Origin of the sequence: Rhodococcus sp. USK10, from assembly GCF_019378875.1 — a bacterium.
Classification (GTDB): domain Bacteria; phylum Actinomycetota; class Actinomycetes; order Mycobacteriales; family Mycobacteriaceae; genus Rhodococcus_F; species Rhodococcus_F pseudokoreensis.
Window position 1 is genome coordinate 1,293,290 of the sequence record NZ_CP076047.1, and the last position, 25,181, is coordinate 1,318,470.

Consider the following 25,181-nt stretch of genomic DNA (forward strand, 5'->3'; position numbering starts at 1 on the left):
GGTCGAGAGGTGGTGAGAGACCGCCTCCCTCGGGTCGTCGCAGCGGCCTGAGTGAAGCTGGGGGCAGCCCTTGCCGGGGAACGACGGTCAAGGGTGGCAAGCGGCCCCGACGAAGGTGAGTCGTACTGGAACTACCAGACGGTGCGGGCTCGCTGAGCAAGGTCAGAAGGTACAGCGTGAGCGAACCAGTGGTGGACGCTCCGTAAACGCGAAGCCGGCTCAAACCTGGTGGATATCGGGCCGGTATGCAGCGCACGGAACCTGGGGGCTGTTCGGCCCGGGTTTCGACTCCGAATCTGTGTGTCTCGAGCGGTGAGGAGGCCGCGCCGAATGTCTGCGGCGTAGGCGCGGCGATGCTGCCGGAGTACAGCTGGGTGCCTCCCTGACCGATCGATCACCTGGTGAACGTGGGAACCGCCTTGTGTGTGCGGCCATCTCACCCGGTAGCCAGCCGGGCGTGGGTGGAAGGTTCGTGTCCGGCCGAGCACTGCGAGGTGGGGCGGAGGCCCCGTAGTAGTCGCGGGAGTGACGACCCGTCTGTGGAGGTCGCGAGAGGCGATCGCAGGGCGAAGGGGGCCAGCAAGACATGCAGTGGAAGGACTGGAAGGTCAGGAGGGAAGGTCGCCGGTGAACACCGACGAACTCGAGCACGCCCTGTATCAGGCGGAGCGACGGGTACTGAAGATCCAGACGAAGCTGCACCGTTGGGCTCGCGATGATCCTCATCGCAGGTTCGACGATCTGTTCAACCTCGTGTCCGATCCCGCGTTCTTGTTGGTGGCGTGGGATCGGGTGAGCGGGAACAAGGGTGCCGGAACCGCCGGGGTGGACGGGCGTACCGCCCGATCCATCGAGGCGGTCGACGGGGTCGAGGATTTCCTCGACGAGTTGCGGTGCAGCATCAAGAACCGCAGCTTCCGCCCGCTGCCGGTCCGCGAGCGGATGATTCCGAAGCCGGGGACGCATAAGCGTCGCCGACTGGGTATTCCGAGCGTGGCGGACAGGGTGGTCCAGGCATCGCTGAAGCTGGTGTTGGAGCCGATCTTCGAGGCGGATTTCCTGCCGTGTTCCTACGGTTTCCGCCCGAAGCGCCGGGCACACGATGCGGTGGCCGAGGTGCGCCATTTTACGACGAGACCACGATGCTATGACTGGATCGTCGAGGGTGACATCAAGGCCTGTTTCGATGAGATCGACCACACCGCCCTGCTGGGGCGGGTGCGTCGTCGAATCGGGGACAACCGTGTCCTGGCCCTGGTGAAGGCATTCCTCAAGGCGGGCATCCTCACCGAGGATCGCCTGTTGGAGGACACCGCCGCCGGAACCCCGCAGGGTGGAGTCCTCTCGCCGTTGCTGGCGAACGTGGCACTGTCGGTGCTGGACGAGTACATCGCCCAGGCTCCCGGCGGATGGCGCACCAGTAACTTGGAGCGGGCCAAACGGCGTCGTCGCGGCCTGCCGAACTTTCGGCTTGTCCGGTACGCGGACGACTGGTGCCTGATGGTCAAGGGCACCAGGGCCGACGCCGAGGCCCTCCGGGAGGAGGTCGCCGCCGTGCTGGCGACGATCGGGTTGCGTCTGTCACCGGACAAGACCCTGATCACCCACATCGACGAGGGGCTGGACTTCCTCGGGTGGCGCATCCAGCGGCACCGCAAACGCGGAACCAGCCAGCACTTCATCTACAACTATCCGTCGAAGAAGGCAGTGCTGGCCGTCAAACGGAAGGTGAAGATGCTGTGCCGACAGGTCGTAACCAATCAGCCGCTCGATGATCTGCTGCGTCGGGTGAATCCGTCGCTGCGGGGATGGTGCGGCTACTTCCGGGCGGGGGTGTCCTCCGCGGTCTTTTCCTATCTCAGTCACTATGTGTGGCAGACGGTGTGGCGATGGCTACGGCGAAAGCACCCCCGGTCGACCTGGAAGACGCTCCGCCGCCGCTATTGCGGCGGCGGATGGTGGCCCGCCAGTGAGCATCGGGAGCTGATCGATCTCGAGAAGATCGGCACGACCCGCTACCGCTACCGCGGTACGGTCATCCCCTCACCCTGGCCGGACACCAACGAGGAACACACCGCGGCCTGAACGGGTCTTGTGGAGAGCCCGGTGCATTGAAAGGTGCACGCCGGGTTCGGGAAGCGGTCCGGGGAGACGGAGTCGCCGCGAGGCGGCCACCGCGCCCCGGGCCGACTTTCACGTGTGTTGCGCGTCGTTGTAGGTGACGATGACGGCGTCATTGGGGTTGACGATGATGCGGTGTGAGAACGGCCCCGCTCGGGGGTGGTGAGCGGGGCCGTGGTGGGTGTGGTGACGGGGTGGTCGTCAGGTTGACGTGGTGGTGGTCGGGTTGATGGGGGTCGGGTTCAGTCCGCGGCGATCTCACTGATGGCGATGCGGGCGGCCTTCTCGTCGACGATGGCGTGGTCGGCAGCGAAGGCAGCGGTGAGCGCGTGCAATGCGAGGTTGTTCACCGCGCGCGGGTGTCCGCGTGAGGCATTGTGAATGAGTCCGGTCGCGTCGTCGGAGAACAGGGTGTCGTCGCGGCCTGCGATGCGACAGTGGTGACGGATGTAGTCCGCGGTATCGACTGCGCTCATCCCGGCGATCGTGTAGCGCACGGCGATGCGCTGGTCCAGCGCGGCGAGCACACCGAGTCGGAGCCGGTGCCGCAGGGTGGGCTGGCCGACCAACACGACCACGAACGGGGACCCGGAGTCCATCTCATGGTTGGTGAGCAGGCGAATCGCTTCGAGCTGGTGGTTGTCCAGAAGATGTGATTCGTCGATCACGAGCACCGGATTACGTCCCCGCTCAGCGTGTTCGGTGGCGAGCGCTTCCGACGCCTGCGGGGCGAGGCTGGCGGTGTGGAAGGCGGGGGTGTGCCCGAGCGCGGCGACGACGTGCCCCAGCATGCCGCGCACCCCGATGGTGGGGTTGGCCAGGTAGATGATCACATGCCGGGACGGATCCAGTGCCGCGGCGGCGGCGCGGACGGCGACGGTCTTGCCGGCGCCGACCTCACCGGTGATCACCCCGATCGCGCGTTGGTCGACGCACCAGGTGATTCGGGCGACGGCCTCGCCGTGACCGGGGTGGCGGTGCAGCATCCCCGGGGCCAGGTCTCGCCCGAACGGCATCCGAGTGAAACCCCAATGTGATTGCAGGCGTTGGATACTCATGCCGACACCTCGTCGTCGGTGGCGGCGGGTGTGTGGTCGAGGCCGTCATCGTCGAGGGACGGCGGGTCCGGGTTCTCGTCGGTGCCGTAGAGGGCGTGGTAACCGATGCGATCGTTCCCGCGCAGCTGCTCGTGGTGAGTGGCGGCGGTCAGGGCGAGGTAGTCGATCCCCGTCGCTGTGGGTTTCTCCGGCTCGGTGATCTCCGGTGTCGCCTTGGGATGCGCATGCCGGGAGATGGTGTGCGGTGTCGCTGTCCCGAAGCTCTTGTCGCGGTATCGAACCTCGAGGGTTTCCAGGTCGAACGGGGAGAACACCAGCTCGACGCGGCGGCCGACCAGGGCCGGGTCGACCTGATAGACGTTGGCGTGCAGTGACACGGTCGCGGTCTTGGTGACGGTGCGGTACTCCGACCACAAGAACGCCTCGGTGAGATCGATGGCGGTCGGCATCGCCGGGGTGCGGCCGCGCCGGTCCCAGCCGTCCTGCCACCGCGCCAGCGGACTCTGCCCGGTCTCCGAATGCACGCGGCGGTGGTACTCGGTCTCGACCCAGGCGGTGAACAGGCGGTTCATCTCCAGCAGTGCGGCCGCGTGGCCGACCCCGGCGGCGGTGAGGTCCTCGCTGCTGGTGTCGGTGACCTCGACGAGGAACTGCTCGCGGACGGTCCGGAAGAACCGCTCGATCTTGCCTCGGCCCTGAGGCCGTCCGGGTGTCGAGTGCACCAGCCGCACCCCGAGTTTCGCGCAGGCCCGCAGCAGCCACGCGTCGACGAACGCGGAGCCGTTGTCGACGTAGATCGAGCGGGGAACACCCCGCGCGGCCAGGGCCGGTTTCAGGGCTGCGGCGAGCCGGACGGTGTCTTCGGCGAACCCGAACCGATAGCCCGGCAGCAACCGGGAGTGGTCGTCGATGAACGCGAACAGGTAGGTCTTGCGGTCTCCGATCCGTGGGCCGTGCAGGGCGTCACCGCACCACAGCTCGTTCGGGTCGGCGGCCTCGAACCGCCCGAACACCGTCGGCTGCTCGCCGGCGCCCGGTCCCATCAGGTCCAACCGGTGGAAATGGCGCAGCAGTGTCGATTCCGAGGGCGTCCACCCGGTCGCGGTGCGCAGGATCCGTGCCACCTGCGCGACGGTGCGGGTGGGGTTCTCCCGCTTGAGTGAGGCCGCCAACTCCAGCACCTGTGTGTCGGTGCGCGCGGCCAGTCGGCGTGGTTCGGGCACCAGCGCCTCGAATCCGCCGCCGCGGTAGCGGCGGATCCAGCGGTCCAGTGTTTCCCGCGAGATCCGCACCTGAGTGCCGAACGGGTCGGCATGGGTGTCGGCGGCGATCTCGCGCACCAGCTTGCCGCGTTGCCTGGTCGACAATCCTTCGTCCAGGGCCGGGCAGATCAGCCGATACCGGAACAATCCGATCGCCTGCGCCCGCTCCCGGCGTTTGTGCTCATCCAACGACATCTTCTCGGTTCCCCTCTCGATGAAATCCCCGCCGGCACAGGTGTTGCCGGCAGGGTCCTTTCGCGAGGATCACCGATCATCGCCACCCGCGTCAGGGGCGACTGGTGTTGCGTCCGACCCCCGGCGCCGCCGACGGCCACCCCGGGGCGAGGAGGCGACCACCGCTGGCCACGACCGCTACCCGCACCGGCGTCACCGCGCCGACGAACCCGGCCGGACCGAATCGAGATCTCACCGCCGCGGACGCGGTCTCCACCGCGCACTGCAGATCCCGCCACCGGCAACCGGTGGTATCGGGAATCGTCACGTCCACCCCGGCCAGCACCGCGACACCGAGAAACCACGACCGCACCACCTCGATGCGCCCCTCGATCCGGCGCAGCCAGCCGCGCACCGTCGTCGCCGGCACCCCCACGGCCGCGGCGACCCGACGATGCCCGCAGCCCTCCGCCCGCAAGGTGAACGCCGACCAGATCAGTTCCGCCGCATACGCCCTGCGCAGCAGCACAACCGCTGGCAACAACACGTGGGTCACCGCACACGCCCGGCACCGCGCTCGCCGCGGCCGCAGCCGATCACCGAGCCCGACGATCCGGCGAGCGCGGGCATACCCCCAACCGCCGAGCACACCGTCCCCACACGCGGGGCACCCGATCGTCCCGGCCGCGAGTCGGGACTCGACGTGGACAGGATCAGCCTCTACCGTCACCATCAGTGCCTCCAGCACTACAGTGCGGCACCCCGCCAGCCCGCCAAGACTTCGCGGGGTGCCGCGCACCCGTCAGTTCCTCGTCACACTGACGATGCACACGAAGCAGATCAACCCCTGCGATCACCGCGATTCTCCATCGGCACCCTCAGTGAAGAACGGGCATGCCGTGGTCGTCACCCAGAGAGACGGTCAACAGACGTGCGCCACGAGGCGCTGGGTTGGTCGAGAGGTGGTGAGAGACCGCCTCCCTCGGGTCGTCGCAGCGGCCTGAGTGAAGCTGGGGGCAGCCCTTGCCGGGGAACGACGGTCAAGGGTGGCAAGCGGCCCCGACGAAGGTGAGTCGTACTGGAACTACCAGACGGTGCGGGCTCGCTGAGCAAGGTCAGAAGGTACAGCGTGAGCGAACCAGTGGTGGACGCTCCGTAAACGCGAAGCCGGCTCAAACCTGGTGGATATCGGGCCGGTATGCAGCGCACGGAACCTGGGGGCTGTTCGGCCCGGGTTTCGACTCCGAATCTGTGTGTCTCGAGCGGTGAGGAGGCCGCGCCGAATGTCTGCGGCGTAGGCGCGGCGATGCTGCCGGAGTACAGCTGGGTGCCTCCTGACCGATCGATCACCTGGTGAACGTGGGAACCGCCTTGTGTGTGCGGCCATCTCACCCGGTAGCCAGCCGGGCGTGGGTGGAAGGTTCGTGTCCGGCCGAGCACTGCGAGGTGGGGCGGAGGCCCCGTAGTAGTCGCGGGAGTGACGACCCGTCTGTGGAGGTCGCGAGAGGCGATCGCAGGGCGAAGGGGGCCAGCAAGACATGCAGTGGAAGGACTGGAAGGTCAGGAGGGAAGGTCGCCGGTGAACACCGACGAACTCGAGCACGCCCTGTATCAGGCGGAGCGACGGGTACTGAAGATCCAGACGAAGCTGCACCGTTGGGCTCGCGATGATCCTCATCGCAGGTTCGACGATCTGTTCAACCTCGTGTCCGATCCCGCGTTCTTGTTGGTGGCGTGGGATCGGGTGAGCGGGAACAAGGGTGCCGGAACCGCCGGGGTGGACGGGCGTACCGCCCGATCCATCGAGGCGGTCGACGGGGTCGAGGATTTCCTCGACGAGTTGCGGTGCAGCATCAAGAACCGCAGCTTCCGCCCGCTGCCGGTCCGCGAGCGGATGATTCCGAAGCCGGGGACGCATAAGCGTCGCCGACTGGGTATTCCGAGCGTGGCGGACAGGGTGGTCCAGGCATCGCTGAAGCTGGTGTTGGAGCCGATCTTCGAGGCGGATTTCCTGCCGTGTTCCTACGGTTTCCGCCCGAAGCGCCGGGCACACGATGCGGTGGCCGAGGTGCGCCATTTTACGACGAGACCACGATGCTATGACTGGATCGTCGAGGGTGACATCAAGGCCTGTTTCGATGAGATCGACCACACCGCCCTGCTGGGGCGGGTGCGTCGTCGAATCGGGGACAACCGTGTCCTGGCCCTGGTGAAGGCATTCCTCAAGGCGGGCATCCTCACCGAGGATCGCCTGTTGGAGGACACCGCCGCCGGAACCCCGCAGGGTGGAGTCCTCTCGCCGTTGCTGGCGAACGTGGCACTGTCGGTGCTGGACGAGTACATCGCCCAGGCTCCCGGCGGATGGCGCACCAGTAACTTGGAGCGGGCCAAACGGCGTCGTCGCGGCCTGCCGAACTTTCGGCTTGTCCGGTACGCGGACGACTGGTGCCTGATGGTCAAGGGCACCAGGGCCGACGCCGAGGCCCTCCGGGAGGAGGTCGCCGCCGTGCTGGCGACGATCGGGTTGCGTCTGTCACCGGACAAGACCCTGATCACCCACATCGACGAGGGGCTGGACTTCCTCGGGTGGCGCATCCAGCGGCACCGCAAACGCGGAACCAGCCAGCACTTCATCTACAACTATCCGTCGAAGAAGGCAGTGCTGGCCGTCAAACGGAAGGTGAAGATGCTGTGCCGACAGGTCGTAACCAATCAGCCGCTCGATGATCTGCTGCGTCGGGTGAATCCGTCGCTGCGGGGATGGTGCGGCTACTTCCGGGCGGGGGTGTCCTCCGCGGTCTTTTCCTATCTCAGTCACTATGTGTGGCAGACGGTGTGGCGATGGCTACGGCGAAAGCACCCCCGGTCGACCTGGAAGACGCTCCGCCGCCGCTATTGCGGCGGCGGATGGTGGCCCGCCAGTGAGCATCGGGAGCTGATCGATCTCGAGAAGATCGGCACGACCCGCTACCGCTACCGCGGTACGGTCATCCCCTCACCCTGGCCGGACACCAACGAGGAACACACCGCGGCCTGAACGGGTCTTGTGGAGAGCCCGGTGCATTGAAAGGTGCACGCCGGGTTCGGGAAGCGGTCCGGGGAGACGGAGTCGCCGCGAGGCGGCCACCGCGCCCCGGGCCGACTTTCACGAACTGGTGAGCCGCTTTCAGTTCGTTGACGACCACTGCGACACCGTTCCGGTGAAGTGGCTGTGCCAGATCCTCGAGGTCTCCCGCTCGGGTTTCTACCGGTGGCGGGCCTCCGCGCCGGCCCGGGCCGCCCGCGCCCGCGCGGACGAGGAGCTGGCGGCGCGGATCCGCGCCATCCATGCCGATTCCGACGGCACCTACGGGGCACCGCGGGTGACCGCTGAACTGCGCGAGGCCGGGATCGAGGTCAATCACAAGCGGGTCGAGCGGGTGATGCGTGAGCACGGGATCGTCGGGGTGCATCTGCGCAAGACCGTGCGCACCACTATCCCCGCCCCGGATGCGGCCCCGGTGCCGGACCTGATCCGGCGGGATTTCACCGCGAGTGCCCCGAACACCAAGTACGTCGGCGATATCACCTACCTCCCGGTGGGTGACGGTGAATTTCTGTATCTGGCGACGGTGCTGGACCTGGGCTCGCGCCGGTTGGCGGGGTGGTCGATCGCCGATCACATGCGTACCGAGTTGGTCACCGATGCGTTGCGGGCGGCGGCGGCCTGTCGCGGCGCCGCAGGGCTCGATGGGGCACTTTTCCACTCCGACAACGGGGCTCAGTATGCGTCGGCCGAGTTCGCCGACCTGTGTCGTGAGTTGGGGGTGACGACATCGCGGGGCGCGGTCGGGACGTCGGCGGATAACGCGGCTGCCGAGTCGCTGAACGCGACGCTGAAACGGGAGACGCTGCAGGGCCGGAAGCGCTGGAACGGTGTGGGTGAGGCACGCGCTGCGGTCTTCCGTTGGATCACGCGATACAACACCAGAAGGAGGCATTCGAGCCTGGGCCAGATCTGCCCGGTCGAGTTCGAACGGCGATCGGCTATGCTGGCCACCGCCGCATAGGAATTGGTGTCCACATCTCGGGGGGAACGCCCCTGAGTACTTCTGCGACGTTGGTCGCCGGGAGTTGCGGGTATCGGTCGTGCAGCGGCGACGAGTCGAATGTCATGTCGGCCGTGTCCATGTAGAGGGCGAGTTCGGCGAGTCGCGCCGGTGCGGTCGGACAGAGGTGGCCGGTCGCAGCGAGCGCGCGCACCACGAGTCGAGGAACATGCCGGGCGCGGACAGCATTGTCGCCGATCCGATTTCCGAGGATTTTCGTAAGTTCGACGAATGTGAGGTTTCGGGGCCCGCCGATCTCGAACAGTTGGCCACGGGTGCTGGCGTCGAGTGCGGCCAGTTCGATCAGCGCGGCGACGTCGTCCGTGGCAACGAAGTTGATCGGGTTATCGCCGCGACCGAAGATGACCGGCCGACCGGATCGACCGGCGGACTGCGCGAGAAGGTCGAGGTATAGCTCGGCGAAGGCGGTCGACCGGACGATCGTCCACGGGACGCCGCTGGTGTGCAGGTAGTGTTCGGCGACCGCCTTCATCCGAAACAAGCCGATCGGATGGTTGGCAGTCGTGCCGATAGCGGAGACGAGAACAAACTCGGCACCTGCGGCGCGTGCGGCGTCGACAAGGTTGATGATGCCGTCGCGGTCCACCGACGCCGGGGTCACCCGGCCCGGGCCGGTCAGTCCGTGCACCGCCGAGATGACGAGGTCCACGCCGTCCGCGGCCGGTTGCAGTGATGTGGCATCACGGACGTCACCGGTCACGGTCTGTACACGTTCGGCGGCGAGGCCGGTCGCGGCGGCGCTTGCGGGATCGCGGGTCAGGACGCGGACCCGGTGTCCGCGCGCGGCGAGCCGGTGCACGACCAGCGAGCCGAGGCGGCCGGTGCCGCCGGCGACGAGGATGATCATCGGGCACCGACTTGCGTGTGGACGGTGGGCTCGACTCCGTCGGGCGAGTCGTCGACCGGTTCGAGGTAAAAGCGACTCCATTTCGCGCGGCCGTCGCGGACACCGAACACGATCACTCCACGCATCAGATGCGGGCGCCCATCGCGGCGGGTGCCGGCCATCTCCCACTCACCCCAGATGGTGTCGCCGTCGACCGCCCAGCGCAGCACCCTGGCCCGTAGATCGGGCACGCCGCCGAAAATTTCCGTCCAGTTGCGTCGCACCTGCTCGCGGCCGGTGAATCCGCGCGCCGGATGCGCCGGCGTCTCGTTGAGATAGTCCGACGCGAAGCAGTCCACCACTGCGTCGAGATCATGTGCGTTGACCGCGTTTTCGAGTCGGCGGAGCATCGCCAGGGTCGGGTCGGGCTCAAGTGTCGGCATCTCGCACTCCGTCAACTGTTTAGATACAGTGTGGTGTATCCAATATGAGGAGTATCCGCCCCGATGACCGACCCAGTCAAGACTCCGCGACGCTACGACGCCAGCCTCCGACGCAGCCGGGCGCGAATGCGCCAGCAGAAGGTGCTCGACGTCGCGCGGGAGATGTTCCTGCGTGATGGCTACGCCGCCACGACCGTGGCGGCGATCGCCACCGCAGCGGACGTCTCGGTCGAGACGATCTACAAGACGTTCGGTGGCAAACCCGGCCTGATCCGCGAGATCCAGGCCGCGGCACTGACCGGAACCGGCCCCGTGCCGGCACCACAGCGTTCCGACCACATGTCGGCCTCCGAGCCCGACCCCGAGGTCGTGCTTCGGAATTGGGCAACCCTGGCCACCGAGGTTGCACCCGCGGTGACGCCGATCATCCGGCTCGTCCGCGACGCCGCAGCGACCGACCCGGACATGGCCACACTGCTCGACGACATCAATACCCAACGCCTCGCCCGGATGACACACAACGCGCGACGCCTCAGCAGCCACCTGCCACCGACGATCTCGCTCGAACATGCCCGCGACGTGCTGTTCACCTACACCGCGCCCGAAATCTACGAGCTGCTCGTCCTCGCCCGACACTGGAGCGTGGAACAGTACGCCGAGTTCATCTATCGCGGCATGGCCGCACAGTTGCTGCCCCCGTCCGACTGACGGGCATCCATTCCCACCATTGACACCGAACCCAAACCGGGCTCCGCAGCTGCAGGCAACAGGGGTCACCGACCCAGTGGTCCGCCGGGGGCTCGGGTTCGGGCTCCAAGAATCCGCCCGGACATGGATCCGCTAGCGGTGAAGCGCGGTGCGGGGTTTGCGACTGCGAGCAGGCGGCGCCGCGGCCCGCCTGCCATCCTCGAGGAATGGCACGAACGTGGTTGTCGGTGACGGTGGAGCTGCTCGGCGGGCGCGGCGAGGAACTGGGGCCTACTCAGGTGACCACACCCACGCGTCTTCGCGGTCGGACCGTCGCACACCTTCCTGGATCTCGCGAATGCGATCAACGACGCCTTCGCCCGGTGGGACCGCTCGCACCTGTCGATGTTCACCCTCGCCGATGGACGCATGGTCACCGACACCGAGACCGGCGCCGAGATGGTGGAGTCGCTCGGCGGCCCGATCACCGAGGCGGTGGACATCGAGTCGGCCAAGGTCGCTCGCCTGCTGGGGCCAGGGGCGGAGTTCCAGCTCACCTTCGACCTGGGCGATGACTGGACCCACCGCTGCGTGATCGGCGACGACAACGTCGACCCCCTGGAAGTGCTGGGGATCACGCCCGGCAAGCCTCTGCCGTACCGGGGATGGGGCGCGATCCCGGATCAGTACGGACGCCGGTGGTCCGACGACGACGGACAGAGCCGAGCACCACGCAGACCCAGCGGGCCGCATCCGATGCTGCTGCACGCGTGGCCCGGAATGGAGCAGGTGCCCTCGCTCGAGGTGTCCGAGCTGCGCGCCGCCATCGCGGCAGCAGATGCCGCCCGCTTCCTGGGCGCGGTGCGCGGCCGTGACGTCGATGACGCTCTGCAACAGGTGGGCGCCGGACTGCCGATGGCACTGAGGCAGCACCGGGAGCAGGCCGAACCGGTGGCGGTGTCGGTCATCAATCGGCTGACCTGGCGCGCCGGTGCGGGTGACGAGGTGCTGGCGCAGGACCTGCTCGCGTGTCTGCGCGGCGAGCCGCTGGCCGGGCGGGTGGCGCCGGTCGACCTCGAGATGCTCGGTGCCGAATTGGAGGGGGATCTGGGCATGTCCACCGGTGGCTACCTCGACCTGCGCACCGGACAGGTGTACGACGCCAGCAGCACTGATCCGGCGATGGTCGGCGAGGACGCCGCCGTCGACGTGGAGGCCGAGCCCGACCGTTGGCTCCGGTTCGACCGCACCGGCTCGCGGGACGGGTGGCGGGACATGGCGGCCTTCGCGCAGCGGCAACACGATTCGGCGCTGCGGGAGCGGTTGGAGCAAGCGATCGAGGGCAAGGGTGCGTTCGGCCGATTCCGGGACCTCGTCCACCAGGAGAGCCTCGCCGAACAGTGGTACACCTTCGCCACCGATCGCCAACTGGGTCGGGCCCGCGAGTTCCTCGCCGACAACGGGATCCGCGTGGGCTGACGGGCATCCCACGCCGTGCCACCTGTCTCCCTCTCACGCGACAGCGACCGGTGAGCCGCGGATGTTCCCGCGGAACCGCAACTGGCGGGCGTACCAGTTCGCGGACGACCCGGAGTCGGCGGTGACGATCGCATCGTCGGGCAGCCGGGGGGACAGTTCGGCGAACAGCCGCAGGGGGTTGACCGGGTCCGCGTCCACCTGGGATTGCATATCCCTCGTTTCCCACCAGCAGGCCACGTTCGCTTCGATCTCTTCCCGCCAGGACCGATCGTCCTGACGGGTCAGGTGGGGGACCAGGGCGCGCAGCACGGTTTTCGCGCCGGCGACCAGGTTGACCTCGTTGGGGTAGCGCATCGCGATCATGCGGCCGTCGATGTCGATCTGCACTCCGCGGGCCTGCCCGTACGCGGGCAGGAACTGGCTGGAGGGGAAGGACGAGCCGATGGTCAGCAGGGTGTCGCAGCCGGTCATCATCTCGTAGGACGGGCGGGTACCCAGCAGGCCGATGGATCCGGTGACCCAGGGCGCTCAACGCTTCACGTATACGACCTCCCACCTGGGAATGCCGATGCCCACTGAATCGAGGCGTGGACGGTCAGAGCGGCAGCGCATCGTCCGGTTCGGTCAGGCATCCTTCGAAGGTACGGCGTGCACATTCAGCGATCACGTCGGCGACCCTGCCGTGACGGGCCAGGGTTCGGCGTTGCCGGATGGCGCCGTTGCCGTGCTCGAGGACCGCCGCCAACGACCCGGTGACCTGCCCGCACTCACCCAGTTCCACGAGAACGGGCTTGACGTGGGTCAGCAGTTGGTAGATCAGCCGGGGTGCGGGTACCAGACCCATCGTGGTCAGATCGAAACCGTGCCCGCTCAGCCCGTCGCGGGCCGCCCGCCAGCACGCCCCGCGCAGCGCCTCGTGATCCACCGTCGGTGCCGGTGTGCCGCGCTCGATCGCGTCCGCGGCGGTGATGACCAACGCGTGCACCAAGGTGGTCAGGGTCATGGTTTCTCCGATGGTGGCGGGGACGTCGCTGATGCGGACCTCCACGGTCGGCGGATGATCCGCGGCCCGCACGTCCCAAAAGACCATGCGGTTGTCGAGGATCGCGCCGCTCTCGAACATCTTCGCGAGCGCGGCATCGTAGTGTGCCGCGGAGTCGAAATACGGGGGCGGCCCTGCACTGGGCCAATGCCCGAACAGGATGTATCGCCAGCTGGCGTAGCCGGTGTCGCAGCCGTCGGCAAGGGGGGAGTTCGCGGTGAGCGCCAGCAGCGTGGGCAACCACGGTCGTAGATGGTTGATTATCTGTATCGCCTGCTCACGACCTGGCACCCCGACGTGTACGTGGCATCCGCACATCACGCCGGTCGCGAGCGCTCCGAATTGTTCGGCGATCCGCCGATGTCGGGGTGTGTCGGTGATCGAGTCGTGGGGCGGGCTGTACATCGGGGTGCCGACGGCGAGGAGTTGACACCCGGTGCGGGCGGCCGCGTCGGCGGTCACGGCACGGAACTCGCACAATTGGTCACGCAGATCCCGGATGTGCGTGCCGATCGAGGTGGCGGTTTCGATCTGACAGCGTGACAGCTCCGGTTGAAGGGTGATGCCGAGCTCGCGACCGGAAGCGATGACGTCGGTGTTGCTCAGGCTGGGTCGGCCGGTATGTGGATCGACGAGGACGAATTCCTCCTCCACGCCGAGGGTGGGTATTTCATCGCGGCGTGGCTTCGTCGGCACGGTGGTGGTTGCCATCGTGAGCCTCTCGTCCGAGACCCGACTCCATCCGCATCCGACCTGGCGCCAAGCGGTGACACCGCCCACGTTCCTCGTAGTGAGACCGAGGATCGAATGTGTTCGGGCAACGATGAAATCTGCTGGATGGCCGGACCCGCCGACTCTCCTTAACGGGGGTCAGACGGTTCCACGGCGATGAGAATTTCCCCACGTGGACACCGGACGCCGCAGTTTGGGCGTTTCCTCGAGCCCGACGCAGATGGGACGTATGTTGCGGTCGTCGTCCGGCGGAATCAGTGGTTGCGTAGTGCGTCGATCAACTCGTTCTTCCGTTTGGATGAATACCCCGACAAGCCGACCTCTTTCGCCTTCTTCTTCAGCTCCTCAACGGTCCAGTCCTCATACGATGACGACTTTCCGCCCCGACGGCCGGCGTCGGAGCGGCCGCGGTTGGCGGCCGCATTCGCGATCCGCGCGGCCTTCTCCTTCGACGCGCCGTCCTTCCGTACCTCCTGGTACACCTTCTCGTCCTTGATCGATGACCGCGGCATCGTGTTTCCTCCTCGAATCGCTTGCCCCTCACCGGGTACCCGAATCGCGATACCTGTACCGATTGGGCACAGGATTCGGTGGTCGACCACAGCAGGGGGCAAGTCACCTTGTGTGCTCTGCTGCAGGTACTGATCGATGTGGTCGACGGACCTTGCCGGTTTGCGGCGTCCAGATTGGTTTCGGTGCCGCGCCGTGGGTACGGGCCGGACTCAGTGCAGGGGCGGGTTGGACAAACGTGATGGCGTGGGCGAATCGATTCACCCGGGGCGGACGGGCGAACGCGTGAGTCACCGAAACGGATCGATCCACTCTACGCAGCCCAATCGTCCGTCTCGCTGCCTCGGAGGCAGCGAGACAGAACTCAACTGTGTGGCGGCACACGCGGGTTCGGGCACTCATCTGAGGGCGGTCTCGGTGTCGAATCTGTCTCCTGCTGGCGGACCCGGTCCCGCCGCATTCACCAGTCAGGGATCCGGCGCGCGCCGCACTTCAGCCGGATCGGGGTCATCCGTCCGCTGACCTCGGCGATTTGAAGCGATCTCGCCTCGACCCGCGGCCACCAACGCGATCGGGTGTCACGGGCCAGGTGAGGTGCGGCTGTTCGATTCCCGTGGTCGGTCCGGGATGACGGTGAGGGCCACCAGAACGAGGGTGGCAAGAAATGCGAGGACGGCCGTGACGATGAATGTCTCCGACAGGGGTGATCGGGTCGTTTCCCAGATCACGACGACGAAGGTCAGTGCGGCGGCCGAGTAGAGGATCCCCGCGGCCGTGGCCCGACCGCTGAGCCGGGCAACGCAACCGCCCGTCACCAACAAGGCGCCGATCCAGAGTATCCAGGTCAAACGGGGGTACCACCTTCCTTGAAATGCCATGTGGTGCAAGTACAGCGGGCGCGAGCAGGTCGTCGGCTGCCGGCGTGCACCGCGGGGACCAGTCGAGCCGTGAGCAGCGGGTCATCGTTGCCGAGGTGCCACCCGCAGCCGCGGGCTTCCGGGGTCGGCAACTTGGGATACCCGATTCGCACCGGGCGAGCGAGCTGCGATCTTCCACCGTGCGGGCATCAGGGTGCGGTTTCGGCGGTGTCCCCGGTCGCCCGGCTCGGGTGCGGTGCCGGGTGCGTCTGGGGTGGTCGGCGGGACATGACGCGTCGCCACCATCCCTCCAGCGGACTCGGGTCGGGCCATTGGATCGTCTCGTCCGCGCTGAGGCGCGGGTCGGGTTCGTCCCGGATCGGATGCCGTTGCCGATCACCGCGGTCGACGGCCCCGCCGTCCGGCACGATTGTCATCTCACGCCCCGCCCCGCCCCGCCCCGTCCGGTCCGCTGACCGAGCGGTGGGGAGTCGACGCTGCCCAGGACGTCGAGGACGACCTCCCCGGGCCGGATACGGTCGCCCACGACCATCGCCGCTATCCGGGCCTTGATCACCGCACCAACGGAGACCGGCGGCGCCGCCGGGAGGGTTCTGGTCGTCGCCGCGGTGCCACCGCCGTCACCGCGAGCAGGGAAGACTCCGAGTTTCGCCGAGATGAGCATGCGCATTCCCTTCTCCCTTGGCACTTCCGGAGACCACCCACCCGAATACCGGGCGAGTGGACACCGGCCGGTCACCGGGTCACCGGACCAGCAGCACTGTGCTTTGGGTCACAAGCCGTGTCGGGTTCCGTTGTATCGCATCACCGGCATGTCGTCACCTGGGCGAACGACCAAGACCCCCACCGTGACGGTGGTCGAGTTCGGTCGAAGGCAATGCCGATGCAGGCCAGCGGGTCGCGAGCTCGGTCTGTGGGAGGAAGGGTCGTTCAGGACGTCGGCTAGTAGTACTTTGTTAGCTCGGCGTGTCGGCTCGAGTTTTCGTGGTTTTCTCGAGAGCATGCGGGCATGGATACAGCCGCTCTCGCCCGGGTCGGGGAACAGTTGGATACGTTTGTCGGTGAGGTGTTCTCGTCGCTGGCACGGAAGGATCAGCGGGCGAAGGCCGGGCTGTATGCGCGCGGGTTGATGCTCGACGGGCGTCGGAAGTCGATGCAGCCGATGGCGGAGCGGTTGCAGGTCGACCATCAACAGTTGCAGCAGTTCGTGACGACCTCGCCGTGGGACGTGGTTCCGGTACGGAAAACCCTCTCCCGCAAAGCGTGCGGTCTGATCGCCCCGGATGCGTGGGTCGTCGACGACACCGGGTTCGTCAAGGACGGCGACCGCTCGCCGGGTGTGGCCCGTCAGTACTCGGGCACCCTCGGCAAGGTCGGCAACTGCCAGATCGCGGTCAGCGTGCACGCCGCCACCGATGACGCGTCGGCCCCGTTGGACTGGCGACTGTTCCTGCCGCAGAGCTGGGACGATCGGTCCACCACCGATCCCGATGCGGTCGCGGCGATCACCGCCCGCAGGCGCCGGTCCGCGATCCCCGACGCGGAGCATCACCGCACAAAGTGGGAAATGGCGATCGAGATGATCGACGAGCTGATCGAGTGGGGCCGGATCCCGCCGGTCGTGGTCGCGGACGCCGGCTACGGCGACACCACCGCCTTCCGGGAATCGCTGACCGAGCGGGGCATCGACTACGTCGTCGCCGTCAAGGGGTCCACCAGCGCCTTTCCCGGCGACGCAGTCCCCGAGACACCTCCCTACAGCGGGCGCGGACGGCAACCGGCCCCGCGCTACCCGGGACCGGCCGCCAGCTGCAAGGACCTGGTCCTGGCCGCCGGACGGAAGGCCCTGCGGACGGTGACCTGGCGCCGCGGCAGCAAGGCCGACCTGACCAATCCGACCGCGGCGATGCGCTCGCGGTTCGCCGCGCTGCGCATCCGCCCGGCGAACCGCGACATTCCCCGCGCCGACGACGGCACCCTGCCCGAGCTCTGGTTGCTCGCCGAGTGGCCCGCCGGCGCCGACGAGCCGACCGACTACTGGCTCTCCACCCTGCCCGCCGAGACCCCACTGAAAGAACTCGTGCGCCTGGCGAAACTCCGCTGGCGCGTCGAGCACGATTACCGGGAGCTGAAAACCGGTCTCGGGCTGGATCATTTCGAGGGTCGTTCCTGGCTGGGCTGGCATCACCACGCCACCCTGGTCACCGCCGCTCACCTATTCCTCACCACCCTCCGGCTCACCGACCCAAAAGCAGCTGGGCAGGACTGAGCCTCTACGCCGTTCTCCGCGAACTCCAACGCGCACTTGCCCGTTGGATCGGTACCTGCCCACTCTGTGACCACACCTTCCCCACCTAACAAAGTACTACTAGTGTCCTGAGTTATTGATCCGTTGAATATGTTGGTAGCATCGGGTAATGGCATTTTCTGGTCGCCCGAAGGCGGAATTGGTTCTGTCCGATGTCGAGCGTGACACGCTGCTGGGTTGGGCTCGACGCGCGAAGACGTCGCAGGCGTTGGCGCTGCGGGCGAAGATCGTGCTGGCGTGCGCGGAGGGCGTGACGAACAAGGATGTCGCTGCGAGACTGGGGATCTGGCCGCAGACGGTGTCCAAGTGGCGGGCCCGGTTCGTCAAGGATCGACTGGCGGGCCTGGCGGACGAGCCGCGGCCGGGTGCGGCTCGCACGATCACCGACGAGCAGGTCGAGACGGTGATCGTCAAGACCCTGGAGGAGACGCCGGCGAACGGGGACACGCACTGGTCGACCCGGTCGATGGCCCGGGCCACCGGCATGTCCCAGACCGCGATTTCCCGTATCTGGCGCGCTTTCGGCCTCAAGCCGCATCTGGTGGACACCTGGAAGTTGTCCACCGATCCACAGTTCATCGAGAAGGTCCGCGACATCGTCGGCCTCTACCTCGCCCCGCCCGACAAGGCACTGGTGCTGTGCGTGGACGAGAAATCGCAAATGCAGGCGTTGGACCGCACCGCCCCGATGCTGCCGATGATGCCCGGCGTACCGGGCCGCAAGACCCACGACTACATCCGCCACGGCACCACAAGCCTTTTCGCCGCCCTCGACATCGCCACTGGCAAGGTCATCGGCCAGCACCAGCGACGACACCGCCATCAGGAGTTCCTCCGGTTTCTCAAGACCATCGACAAGAACACCCCCGCCGAGCTGGACTTGCACCTGATCTGTGACAACTACGCCACCCACAAGACCCCGGCGATCAAGACCTGGCTGGCCGCCCACCCGCGGTTCCATCTGCATTTCACCCCGACCAGCGGTTCCTGGTTGAACCTCGTCGAACGCTGGTTCGGCGAGCTGACCAGCCGCAAACTCCGCCGATCCACCCACCGCAGCGTGAAAGAACTCGAGACCGACGTCCAAGCCTGGATCGACGCATGGAACGACGATCCAAAACCCTTCGTGTGGACCAAAACCGCGGACGAAATCCTGGACAACCTCGCCAACTACTGCACGCGGATTAATCAACTGAACAACGACTCAGGACACTAGGGCCAGGACGTCGACGAGCTGCTCGGCCGGCAGATGCAGGACCGGTTCGACGGGTAGGTAGTCGACAAGAACTACGAGCACTCCGTCCACGCGGTGCTGCCCACGCTCGGGCATCATGTGTCCCTCATGGTGGTGGTACCGCAATGGAACCGGGGCCTGATTACGCCGCTGCGCCTGGCCCGGTCCGTCCTACGAGTCACCAGAGTCGTCTGGGACCGGATGCCCACACCCGGGCCCTAACCCAGCGGGTCCTCCCGGCGAGCTCGCCGCCGCCACCGGCGCCGGATACCACCTGGCCGGAGGCGCGGGCGGCGCCGACCAGTTCGCGAAGGCGTCCGCGGTTCCGATCCGGCGGATCCCGATGAGCACTCCGTCGGCGGGTGCTGCGGTCGAGGGCGACAACGGGGAACTCGGCGCGGGCGAGGCGATGGTGGAGCTGGGGGCGCTGCGATGGTTCGGCCAGCGCGTGAGAGCCGGTGTCAACGACCGCGGTGGTCGTGAGTTCGGGCTTGATACTTCGTCCGCGGGGTCGAGGAAGGACGAGAAGCCGCCCGCCGACCCGAGTAATCGCCTTCGCAGTGGGTTTCCCGCAGGAATGCTGTCCGGCACGATCGACTTACGGCCGGAAATCCTCCCCGGCCGGCTGACCCGTACCTGCCGGGGGTGGGCTTCGTCGCCCGTCAATCCACGCACCGACCGGCCGCTGGGCCGTCGCATCCGCTTAGCTTAGGATTCAAACCCATGGGAGGCGAGTGGATTCAGATCGATCAGGACTGTGTGACGTGCGGTCAGGCCGCGTTCCGGCACTACGTCTATGCCAGCCTCGGCGGCGTGCTGATCGAGACCGACCTGTACGAGTGCGCCACCCCGGGTTGCCCCGGACCTGTCGCGATCGGCGAACCGATCAACGGCTGATCCCGTCTTCCGTCGGCTGGGCCTGCCGTTGCCCGGGGTTACGCACTAGCCTGCGGTCATGAAGTCCGCCCGTGTAATCGGTCTCGCCGCGGCCACGGTCGGTGCGCTGGTGTCCTGCAGCTCCGATACCGATCCCGACGCAACCACGGCCACCTCCGAGACCACCGGTGCCGTGGAGGATATGGACCGGGCCGCGGTGATGGCCCGCTACCATGCCGACCTCAACGCTTTCGTCGCCATGTTCCGTGCCCGATACCCGGACCTGGCGGTTGACCGCAACGACGCGTCGATCGAACACATCGCCATCGAACCCTGCATCGACCTCGCCAACGGCGTCGACGAGCAGACCGTCCTCGCGACGATCGCAGAGCTGGCCGAGAACCGGGGCACCGCACCCACCCCGGAGCAGACGCAGCAGATCTACACCCTGGTCGTACCCGTGTGCCCCTGACCCCTCGAGGACGGCGGCCGATCTGCGTGCTCGACACCGTCGCAGACAATGCAGTCCTCGTTCGTCCGGCCGCGGTGGTAATGGGCGACCAGCGAGGCCGGGCTTTCTGCAGGCGGGGGAGAGGTGTCGGTACGTCGCTGGGTGTGCTGCTCGGTGAAGACCTGCTGCTCCCAGTACCGGCGCCCACGTACCGGACGTGGAAGAACCATGGCAACCCTCTCCTCACGGCGGTCGACTATCCGCAACCGGAGTTCACACCCACAGTGCCGAAAATGTTCCGGCGTCGTCGACCGAATGCGCCGGTCACCGGGTGTGGTCCGGGCGGATCACAGATACAGGTGGCGCGGACGGTCTCCCAGTGCGCGGGCCCGGGCCGGGTCAGTCCCGGTGCGGTCACGGTGAACGTGCGGGCCGGGGTGACGGCCAGCCCGCCGACCAGGTCAGCCGGTGTCCACATCTCGGGGAGAACGTCGCCCTTCGGCCGAAGCCTCGGCGTGTGTGCCCGGTCAGATGGCGGTGTGGCGGCGTCGTTGTTCGAACCGGGCCCGGTGCCTGGCCAGGGCCGCGTCGGTGGCCAGGTGGGTCCGGCGGCGGCCGCGGGCGATGCCGTAGCGGGTCGGGGCGCTGCGCCGGCGCAGCCGGTCCGCGCGGGCGGCCGCGGGGGTGTCGGCGAGCCAGCGGGCGGCGGCGCGGTCACAGCCGACCAGGAGGTGCTCGCAGGCCAACCGGGCCGGGGCGCCGTCGTCGAAGACGACCGGCAGCACGGCCTGGTCGAGGACGGACATCGGGGCCCGGACGATCTCGTACTGCACCCGCAACAGGGTGCGAGCGGCGCCGATCACTCCCATCGGGTGTCCTCCCCCGATCCTCAGCCGCCGGGGTGGAACGGAACCGCGCGGCCGCGGCCGCGGCGGCGACCGGCGGGACGCGTCAGGGCAGCCTGGACGGCGGCGGTGCCGCCGATTCCGCCGGCGAGAACGAGCAGCAGCAGGGCGACGTTGGTGTTCACGAGAGCAGGTTCCTCCTCGGAGATGCGGCCGGATCGGTGGCCGATACGAACGGTCGGGCGCAGATCAATGGGGTGGTGTCGGCGTCACCGCCGGGGACCCCCGATCCGGATCGTCGGGAGGTGCGTCGGCGAACATGGCGGCGAGCCGGGCCTTGATCTCGGCGGTACTGATCGCGGCGGTCCGGGCACCGGTGGTGGATGTTCGATGGGCGGTGACACTCATGACGGGTGTCCTACCTTCCTGGGTCCGGCGAATTGTTCTCGGTATCAGTGGTGTTCAGCTCGTGAGGTATTCAGATCATGAGGGCGGCGGCGGTGACCGCGGCCAGGGTGGCGGCGGCGATGACGGCGCCCGACCCGGCCGATCCGGTGACCGCCCAGGCCGGGCCGGTCACACAGGCCGCGGCGACGGCGCCGATCACCGCGCCGGCCCGCAGCCGCCCGGCCGGGCGCATGCGGTCCACGTCGGCGGTGCGGGGACCGGTCAGGGTGGTGGTGGGGTGCATGGACGGTGTCCCTTCTCCCGGATCTGGTGCGGTGAATCGGTCGATCGGTGGTTCGTCGCCGCTGCGGCGGGGTCAGAGGCCGACGACGGCGTCGAGGGCGTCGAGTTCGGTGTGCAGGTGGTCGAGCATCGGGTGCAGGTTCGGCACGGCCTTCCGGCAACCGGTGAGCCCGAAGACGAGTTGGTCGTCGGTGCTGGTGCAGGTGATGTTCAGTGCCTGCCCGGTGAGCGGGATGGACAGCGGATACAGGGCGTCGAGTCGGGCGCCGTTCCAGTACAGCGGGGTGGACGGTCCGGCGACGTTGGAGATCACCAGATTGAACGGCGGCCGCTGCGGACCGCGGCGGCCGGTGAGCAGTTCCAACCCCATCGGGACGGCGCCGAGGGCGCTCAGCGCGAGTGCCTGGGTTTGGCTCATGGCCCGCAGCGCCGCCTTGCCCTCGCGCATGCAGGTGCGGATGGTCTCGAGCCGGTGCGCGGGGTCGGGCAGGTGGGTGGCCAGGTTGCACATCAGCATCGCGACCCGGTTCCCGGCAGCCCGATCCGCCCCGTCGCGGTCCGCCCCGGCCGCGGGGCCGCGGAGGTTGACCGGGACCATCGCGATCAGCGGATCGGCCGGCAGCGCGCCCAGCCCGTCGAGGAACCGGCGCAGCGCCCCGGCGCACAGGGCGAGGACGATGTCGTTGACGGTGGCGTCGGCGTGTTTGGCGAGCAGACGGACCCGTTCGAGCGGCCAGGAGCGGGCGGCGAAGTGCCGGGCCCCGCCGATCGGGACGTTGAGCACGGTGTGCGGGGCGTTCAGCGCCCATGGGCCGCCCTGGGTGCGGCGGGCCCGCTCCACTGCCGCGGCCACCGCCGGTGCCAGACCGGCGATCTCGGCGGCCATGTCGCGGGCGGTCCGCAGCGCCTGTCGGGGCAGGGCCAGTGGATTCGGGATGGACGTCAGGGCGCCGGGCGGGTTCCCGGTGGCGGGGGTGCTCAGCCGGGCGCGGGCGTCCTCGCCGCGGGTGGGTTGCCAGGGGGCGGGCATGCCGCGGCGGTCCGGATCCTCGGTCATGCTGCGCCGCAGCAGGGTCATCGCCGACGCGCCGTCGGCGAGGGCGTGGTGGATCTTGGTGTAGACCGCGTACCGGCCGTCGGCCAGGCCCTCGATCAGGTGCATCTCCCACAATGGCCGGGACCGATCCAGCAGGGTGGCGTGCAGCCGGGAGACCAGGGTCAACAGCTCCTCGGAACCCCCGGGCCGGGGCAGCGCGTCCCGGCGGACGTGATGACCGAGGTCGACGTCCCCGGCGGTGTCCCAGCCCCACTGACCCAGCGAGGTCAGCGACCGGCGAGCACGTTTACGGAACAATGGTGCGACCTGCTCGTCGTCGATAGCGGCCTCGAACATCTCCCGCACCGCCCCGGCGTCGGCGCCCTCGGGCGGGGTGAACACCGCCAGCCCACCCACGTGCATCGGATGCTCGCGGGATTCCCCCAGCAGAAACAACGCATCGGTCGGCGACATCGGCAACAACATCGGCACAGAACCCATTTCTCCCCGGGTGCGCCCACCGGCGGGGTCCGGGCCGGCGGTTGCACAACAAACGGTCATCCGTGAACCCACATCACAAACAGGTGTGAGATGAGTCACAAGTAGGTGTCGTTGACATCATTTGTACAGCAGACCGCCCGAGTTGTGCTACTTGAACGTCCGTCCAGCACGGTTTTGACACCCGGTGTCACCAGTGCGAATGCCGAAACGCGCGCCGCACCGCGGATGCGCCCGGGCCGTCCCCCGGCTCGGCTCGCCGCGCAACCCGGACGGCGCGGTGCGTAACATCACAGGCCCGAATTCGGACGGTTTGTCCGGTTTCGGTGCCGCCGGATCGTGCGGGGCTGACGTACCCACGTGCGGCGGGCAGCGACGCGGGACCGAAGCGGTGGGCGCGGCGGGCACGCCCTTATCCTGGCTGCGGCGAACACCCGAGCATGAGGAACAGGGATGGCCACCGGCTACGACGCACCCCGCACCGCCGGACCCGACGAGGTCGGTGACGATTCACTCGAGGAACTGACAACCCGGCGCCGGGACGATCGCTCGGCGGTCGTCGACGTCGAGGACACCGACACCGCCGAATCCTTCGAACTGCCCGGCGCCGACCTGTCCGGCGAGGAGCTTACCGTCCGGGTGGTGCCGAAGCAGACCGACGAATTCACCTGCACCAGTTGCTTCCTGGTTCACCACCGCAGCCGGCTCGCGCATCCCGACGGTGCGCAACTGCTGTGCCGGGACTGCGCGGACTAGACACCCACCGCAGCGTGCAGATGCTCATCGCAGCGGTGTGTTCGCGACAGCGACTGGGGTACCCGGCATTTATGGGGTCCGATCTCGAGGGTCGGTTCCGCCCGGAGGCGGAGGTGGCCGGCCATCTGCTCACGCTGGCGTCCGAACACCGGTCCGCGGCGCTGGGCCGGGAGCTGTCCTCGCTGGCGGCACCGCCCGACATCGTCCCGGGGCCCGGGAGCTGTTACGGCGGGGTGCTGACCTGGCTGACGGGGCGATCGCCCCGACGTGGCGGTGGCCCGGCTGGGCCCGGCCGCGGAGGGGGAGGCGTTCGTCCTCGAGGTCCGCACCGGCGGTGGGCAGGTCGTCGATGCCCGGCAGCTGCCCCCGCGGCAGGCCCGGGTGGCGCGGTCGTGTGCTGGCCCTGCTGGCCGGTGACCCCGCCGCCGCCCGGGTGCACCTGGGCGCCGCCGCACGCGAACCCGACTCCGAGGCGGGTCACCGCCCTCATCGAGGCACTGACCTGGCTCAACTCGTTGCTCGGCGCTCCCACCCCGGCGCTGCCGGACCCACCACCGGAATTGGGTCCCCCGGTCCGCCCCCCGGACTTGGGGGCGTGGGGTTCGGGTTCGGGCTCTCGGGTATTCCGGTCAGTGGCTTCTCCGATGAGTCCACCTTCCGATCGGGACACGGAGGTTCGGCGATGTCCGCACAACCTGCCCAGCGTGGTTTCCTGTTCGCCGCCCCGGTCCAGGCGGCGGCCCTGCTGGTGGGTACGGTGTTCCTGGTGGTCGGGGTGCTCGGGTTCATCCCCGGGGGTGACCACCGACTACGACACGCTCACCTTCGCCGGCCATCATTCCGCGGCCGCACTGCTCGGCCTCTTCCAGGTGTCCATCCTGCACAACCTCGTGCATCTGCTGTTCGGGGTCGCCGGGATCGCGTCGGCTCGCATCGCCACCTCCGCGAAGGGTTTCCTCGTTGCCGGCGGCATCATCTACCTGGTGCTGTGGCTCTACGGGCTGGTCATCGACCAGGACAGCAGCGCGAACTTCGTGCCGGTCAACACCGCGGACAACTGGCTGCACTTGGTCCTCGGGCTGGGGATGGTCGTCCTCGGCCTGCTGCTGCCGCGGCTGCGCACCACAGGGCCGGCCACCGCGACACCGTGATCGAAGATCCTCAAC

At 68.0% G+C, this 25,181-nt stretch carries 27 protein-coding genes and 4 pseudogenes; 13 read left to right on the forward strand and 18 right to left on the reverse strand.

What is annotated here, in order from left to right:
• The first annotated feature begins 627 nt into the window (after positions 1 to 627).
• Positions 628 to 2,085, forward strand: coding sequence for a group II intron reverse transcriptase/maturase (gene ltrA, locus I1A62_RS06565; RefSeq protein WP_219454896.1), 1,458 nt, complete (start codon positions 628 to 630; stop codon positions 2,083 to 2,085).
• 278 nt (positions 2,086 to 2,363) lie between these two features.
• On the opposite strand, the gene I1A62_RS06570 is transcribed toward ltrA (I1A62_RS06565), so the two are convergent.
• The 3 genes from I1A62_RS06570 to I1A62_RS06580 form a co-directional block, all read right to left on the reverse strand.
• On the reverse strand, positions 2,364 to 3,179 hold the full coding sequence (locus I1A62_RS06570) for an ExeA family protein (protein ID WP_219454898.1): 816 nt from the start codon (positions 3,177 to 3,179) through the stop codon (positions 2,364 to 2,366).
• Positions 3,176 to 4,636: a DDE-type integrase/transposase/recombinase gene (locus I1A62_RS06575; RefSeq protein WP_219454899.1), complete on the reverse strand. Its 1,461-nt coding sequence runs from the start codon at positions 4,634 to 4,636 to the stop codon at positions 3,176 to 3,178. The genes I1A62_RS06570 and I1A62_RS06575 overlap by 4 nt, the downstream gene beginning before the upstream one ends.
• A 91-nt stretch (positions 4,637 to 4,727) precedes the next feature.
• Positions 4,728 to 5,348 carry a helix-turn-helix domain-containing protein gene (locus tag I1A62_RS06580; protein WP_219454901.1) on the reverse strand — a complete coding sequence of 207 codons (621 nt, stop codon included), beginning with the start codon at positions 5,346 to 5,348 and terminating at the stop codon, positions 4,728 to 4,730.
• Positions 5,349 to 6,194: 846 nt separating this feature from the next.
• Between I1A62_RS06580 and ltrA (I1A62_RS06585) the strand changes: the two genes are divergently transcribed.
• Both ltrA (I1A62_RS06585) and I1A62_RS06590 read left to right on the forward strand, forming a co-directional pair.
• Complete coding sequence (gene ltrA, locus I1A62_RS06585; RefSeq protein ID WP_219454896.1) at positions 6,195 to 7,652, forward strand: group II intron reverse transcriptase/maturase; 1,458 nt, start codon at positions 6,195 to 6,197, stop codon at positions 7,650 to 7,652.
• Positions 7,653 to 7,764: 112 nt separating this feature from the next.
• A pseudogene (locus I1A62_RS06590) lies at positions 7,765 to 8,664 on the forward strand (IS3 family transposase); the annotation flags it as partial.
• Here I1A62_RS06590 and I1A62_RS06595 read toward each other — a convergent pair.
• Together I1A62_RS06595 and I1A62_RS06600 are read right to left on the reverse strand one after the other, a co-directional pair.
• Positions 8,642 to 9,571, reverse strand: coding sequence for an SDR family oxidoreductase (locus tag I1A62_RS06595; protein WP_257890494.1), 930 nt, complete (start codon positions 9,569 to 9,571; stop codon positions 8,642 to 8,644). The pseudogene I1A62_RS06590 and the gene I1A62_RS06595 overlap by 23 nt on opposite strands.
• Entirely contained in the window at positions 9,568 to 9,993 is a 426-nt protein-coding gene (locus I1A62_RS06600) for a nuclear transport factor 2 family protein (RefSeq protein ID WP_219454903.1), read from the reverse strand. The genes I1A62_RS06595 and I1A62_RS06600 overlap by 4 nt, the downstream gene beginning before the upstream one ends.
• A gap of 63 nt (positions 9,994 to 10,056) precedes the next feature.
• On the opposite strand from I1A62_RS06600, the gene I1A62_RS06605 reads away from it, so the two are divergent.
• A complete protein-coding gene (locus I1A62_RS06605) occupies positions 10,057 to 10,701 on the forward strand; it encodes a TetR/AcrR family transcriptional regulator (RefSeq protein ID WP_219454905.1) in 645 nt (214 codons plus the stop codon).
• Positions 10,702 to 11,109: 408 nt separating this feature from the next.
• Positions 11,110 to 12,159, forward strand: coding sequence for a UPF0158 family protein (locus tag I1A62_RS06610; RefSeq protein WP_257890495.1), 1,050 nt, complete (start codon positions 11,110 to 11,112; stop codon positions 12,157 to 12,159).
• Between the two features lie 51 nt (positions 12,160 to 12,210).
• Here the strand turns inward: I1A62_RS06610 and I1A62_RS06615 are convergent.
• The 6 genes and pseudogenes from I1A62_RS06615 to I1A62_RS06640 form a co-directional block, all read right to left on the reverse strand.
• Positions 12,211 to 12,684 (reverse strand): annotated as a pseudogene (locus I1A62_RS06615) (thiamine pyrophosphate-requiring protein); the annotation flags it as partial.
• Positions 12,685 to 12,754: 70 nt separating this feature from the next.
• Positions 12,755 to 13,912 carry a glutamate--cysteine ligase gene (locus tag I1A62_RS06620; RefSeq protein WP_219454906.1) on the reverse strand — a complete coding sequence of 386 codons (1,158 nt, stop codon included), beginning with the start codon at positions 13,910 to 13,912 and terminating at the stop codon, positions 12,755 to 12,757.
• Between the two features lie 275 nt (positions 13,913 to 14,187).
• On the reverse strand, positions 14,188 to 14,445 hold the full coding sequence (locus I1A62_RS06625) for a Rho termination factor N-terminal domain-containing protein (RefSeq protein WP_007300001.1): 258 nt from the start codon (positions 14,443 to 14,445) through the stop codon (positions 14,188 to 14,190).
• Between the two features lie 576 nt (positions 14,446 to 15,021).
• Positions 15,022 to 15,291, reverse strand: a complete 270-nt coding sequence (locus tag I1A62_RS06630; RefSeq protein WP_219454908.1) for a hypothetical protein — start codon at positions 15,289 to 15,291, stop codon at positions 15,022 to 15,024.
• Positions 15,292 to 15,509: 218 nt separating this feature from the next.
• Positions 15,510 to 15,737 carry a hypothetical protein gene (locus I1A62_RS06635; RefSeq protein WP_219454910.1) on the reverse strand — a complete coding sequence of 76 codons (228 nt, stop codon included), beginning with the start codon at positions 15,735 to 15,737 and terminating at the stop codon, positions 15,510 to 15,512.
• Complete coding sequence (locus tag I1A62_RS06640) at positions 15,734 to 15,991, reverse strand: hypothetical protein (protein WP_219454911.1); 258 nt, start codon at positions 15,989 to 15,991, stop codon at positions 15,734 to 15,736. The genes I1A62_RS06635 and I1A62_RS06640 overlap by 4 nt, the downstream gene beginning before the upstream one ends.
• 339 nt (positions 15,992 to 16,330) lie before the next feature.
• Here I1A62_RS06640 and I1A62_RS06645 point away from each other — a divergent pair.
• Both I1A62_RS06645 and I1A62_RS06650 read left to right on the forward strand, forming a co-directional pair.
• Positions 16,331 to 17,660 (forward strand): annotated as a pseudogene (locus I1A62_RS06645) (IS701 family transposase).
• A gap of 78 nt (positions 17,661 to 17,738) precedes the next feature.
• Positions 17,739 to 18,845: an IS630 family transposase gene (locus I1A62_RS06650; RefSeq protein WP_219454068.1), complete on the forward strand. Its 1,107-nt coding sequence runs from the start codon at positions 17,739 to 17,741 to the stop codon at positions 18,843 to 18,845.
• Here I1A62_RS06650 and I1A62_RS46085 read toward each other — a convergent pair.
• Entirely contained in the window at positions 18,834 to 18,962 is a 129-nt protein-coding gene (locus tag I1A62_RS46085; RefSeq protein WP_257890496.1) for a hypothetical protein, read from the reverse strand. The genes I1A62_RS06650 and I1A62_RS46085 overlap by 12 nt on opposite strands.
• A 244-nt stretch (positions 18,963 to 19,206) precedes the next feature.
• Between I1A62_RS46085 and I1A62_RS06655 the strand changes: the two genes are divergently transcribed.
• Genes I1A62_RS06655 through I1A62_RS06665 form a run of 3 tightly spaced genes read left to right on the forward strand, consistent with a single transcriptional unit; the run spans position 19,207 to position 20,211 of the window.
• Positions 19,207 to 19,575: a hypothetical protein gene (locus I1A62_RS06655; RefSeq protein ID WP_219454914.1), complete on the forward strand. Its 369-nt coding sequence runs from the start codon at positions 19,207 to 19,209 to the stop codon at positions 19,573 to 19,575.
• Between the two features lie 11 nt (positions 19,576 to 19,586).
• A complete protein-coding gene (locus I1A62_RS06660; protein WP_157234240.1) occupies positions 19,587 to 19,760 on the forward strand; it encodes a hypothetical protein in 174 nt (57 codons plus the stop codon).
• 58 nt (positions 19,761 to 19,818) lie between these two features.
• Positions 19,819 to 20,211 carry a hypothetical protein gene (locus I1A62_RS06665; RefSeq protein ID WP_219454916.1) on the forward strand — a complete coding sequence of 131 codons (393 nt, stop codon included), beginning with the start codon at positions 19,819 to 19,821 and terminating at the stop codon, positions 20,209 to 20,211.
• Positions 20,212 to 20,446: 235 nt separating this feature from the next.
• Here I1A62_RS06665 and I1A62_RS06670 read toward each other — a convergent pair whose 3' ends face one another.
• The 6 genes from I1A62_RS06670 to I1A62_RS06695 form a co-directional block, all read right to left on the reverse strand.
• Positions 20,447 to 20,668, reverse strand: coding sequence for a DUF1931 family protein (locus I1A62_RS06670; RefSeq protein WP_219454918.1), 222 nt, complete (start codon positions 20,666 to 20,668; stop codon positions 20,447 to 20,449).
• 49 nt (positions 20,669 to 20,717) lie between these two features.
• Positions 20,718 to 21,059: a hypothetical protein gene (locus I1A62_RS06675; protein WP_219454919.1), complete on the reverse strand. Its 342-nt coding sequence runs from the start codon at positions 21,057 to 21,059 to the stop codon at positions 20,718 to 20,720.
• Positions 21,060 to 21,079: 20 nt separating this feature from the next.
• A complete protein-coding gene (locus tag I1A62_RS06680; RefSeq protein WP_219454921.1) occupies positions 21,080 to 21,220 on the reverse strand; it encodes a hypothetical protein in 141 nt (46 codons plus the stop codon).
• Between the two features lie 64 nt (positions 21,221 to 21,284).
• Positions 21,285 to 21,443, reverse strand: a complete 159-nt coding sequence (locus tag I1A62_RS06685; protein WP_219454923.1) for a hypothetical protein — start codon at positions 21,441 to 21,443, stop codon at positions 21,285 to 21,287.
• Positions 21,444 to 21,513: 70 nt separating this feature from the next.
• Positions 21,514 to 21,726 (reverse strand): hypothetical protein, encoded by a 213-nt coding sequence (locus tag I1A62_RS06690; RefSeq protein WP_219454924.1) that lies wholly within the window; start codon positions 21,724 to 21,726, stop codon positions 21,514 to 21,516.
• Between the two features lie 72 nt (positions 21,727 to 21,798).
• Positions 21,799 to 23,247 carry a wax ester/triacylglycerol synthase family O-acyltransferase gene (locus tag I1A62_RS06695; protein WP_219455162.1) on the reverse strand — a complete coding sequence of 483 codons (1,449 nt, stop codon included), beginning with the start codon at positions 23,245 to 23,247 and terminating at the stop codon, positions 21,799 to 21,801.
• A gap of 465 nt (positions 23,248 to 23,712) precedes the next feature.
• Here I1A62_RS06695 and I1A62_RS06700 point away from each other — a divergent pair, with 465 nt between their 5' ends.
• From I1A62_RS06700 to I1A62_RS06710, 3 genes and pseudogenes are all read left to right on the forward strand, one after another.
• The gene (locus I1A62_RS06700; protein ID WP_219454926.1) at positions 23,713 to 24,015 is read left to right on the forward strand and encodes a DUF4193 domain-containing protein; all 303 of its coding nucleotides are present in this window, start codon (positions 23,713 to 23,715) and stop codon (positions 24,013 to 24,015) included.
• Between the two features lie 267 nt (positions 24,016 to 24,282).
• A complete protein-coding gene (locus I1A62_RS46090) occupies positions 24,283 to 24,432 on the forward strand; it encodes a hypothetical protein (protein ID WP_257890497.1) in 150 nt (49 codons plus the stop codon).
• Between the two features lie 265 nt (positions 24,433 to 24,697).
• Positions 24,698 to 25,166: pseudogene (locus tag I1A62_RS06710) on the forward strand (DUF4383 domain-containing protein).
• Positions 25,167 to 25,181: the final 15 nt, after the last annotated feature.

Bases quoted from the DNA above. Each gene is read 5' to 3' on its own strand.
- I1A62_RS06685 (WP_219454923.1), bottom strand. From the start codon at position 21,443: ATGAGTGTCACCGCCCATCGAACATCCACCACCGGTGCCCGGACCGCC.
- I1A62_RS06575 (WP_219454899.1), bottom strand. From the start codon at position 4,636: ATGTCGTTGGATGAGCACAAACGCCGGGAGCGGGCGCAGGCGATCGGA.
- I1A62_RS06665 (WP_219454916.1), top strand. From the start codon at position 19,819: ATGAAGTCCGCCCGTGTAATCGGTCTCGCCGCGGCCACGGTCGGTGCG.
- I1A62_RS06620 (WP_219454906.1), bottom strand. From the start codon at position 13,912: ATGGCAACCACCACCGTGCCGACGAAGCCACGCCGCGATGAAATACCC.
- I1A62_RS06605 (WP_219454905.1), top strand. From the start codon at position 10,057: ATGACCGACCCAGTCAAGACTCCGCGACGCTACGACGCCAGCCTCCGA.
- I1A62_RS06635 (WP_219454910.1), bottom strand. From the start codon at position 15,737: ATGACAATCGTGCCGGACGGCGGGGCCGTCGACCGCGGTGATCGGCAA.
- I1A62_RS06650 (WP_219454068.1), top strand. From the start codon at position 17,739: ATGGCATTTTCTGGTCGCCCGAAGGCGGAATTGGTTCTGTCCGATGTC.
- I1A62_RS06655 (WP_219454914.1), top strand. From the start codon at position 19,207: ATGAGCACTCCGTCGGCGGGTGCTGCGGTCGAGGGCGACAACGGGGAA.
- I1A62_RS06690 (WP_219454924.1), bottom strand. From the start codon at position 21,726: ATGCACCCCACCACCACCCTGACCGGTCCCCGCACCGCCGACGTGGAC.
- I1A62_RS06640 (WP_219454911.1), bottom strand. From the start codon at position 15,991: ATGCGCATGCTCATCTCGGCGAAACTCGGAGTCTTCCCTGCTCGCGGT.
- I1A62_RS06660 (WP_157234240.1), top strand. From the start codon at position 19,587: ATGGGAGGCGAGTGGATTCAGATCGATCAGGACTGTGTGACGTGCGGT.
- I1A62_RS06670 (WP_219454918.1), bottom strand. From the start codon at position 20,668: ATGTGGACACCGGCTGACCTGGTCGGCGGGCTGGCCGTCACCCCGGCC.
- I1A62_RS06595 (WP_257890494.1), bottom strand. From the start codon at position 9,571: ATGATCATCCTCGTCGCCGGCGGCACCGGCCGCCTCGGCTCGCTGGTC.
- I1A62_RS06625 (WP_007300001.1), bottom strand. From the start codon at position 14,445: ATGCCGCGGTCATCGATCAAGGACGAGAAGGTGTACCAGGAGGTACGG.
- I1A62_RS06695 (WP_219455162.1), bottom strand. From the start codon at position 23,247: ATGTTGTTGCCGATGTCGCCGACCGATGCGTTGTTTCTGCTGGGGGAA.
- I1A62_RS06600 (WP_219454903.1), bottom strand. From the start codon at position 9,993: ATGCCGACACTTGAGCCCGACCCGACCCTGGCGATGCTCCGCCGACTC.
- I1A62_RS06675 (WP_219454919.1), bottom strand. From the start codon at position 21,059: ATGGGAGTGATCGGCGCCGCTCGCACCCTGTTGCGGGTGCAGTACGAG.
- I1A62_RS06700 (WP_219454926.1), top strand. From the start codon at position 23,713: ATGGCCACCGGCTACGACGCACCCCGCACCGCCGGACCCGACGAGGTC.
- I1A62_RS06610 (WP_257890495.1), top strand. From the start codon at position 11,110: ATGGTCACCGACACCGAGACCGGCGCCGAGATGGTGGAGTCGCTCGGC.
- I1A62_RS46085 (WP_257890496.1), bottom strand. From the start codon at position 18,962: ATGATGCCCGAGCGTGGGCAGCACCGCGTGGACGGAGTGCTCGTAGTT.
- I1A62_RS06570 (WP_219454898.1), bottom strand. From the start codon at position 3,179: ATGAGTATCCAACGCCTGCAATCACATTGGGGTTTCACTCGGATGCCG.
- I1A62_RS06580 (WP_219454901.1), bottom strand. From the start codon at position 5,348: ATGGTGACGGTAGAGGCTGATCCTGTCCACGTCGAGTCCCGACTCGCG.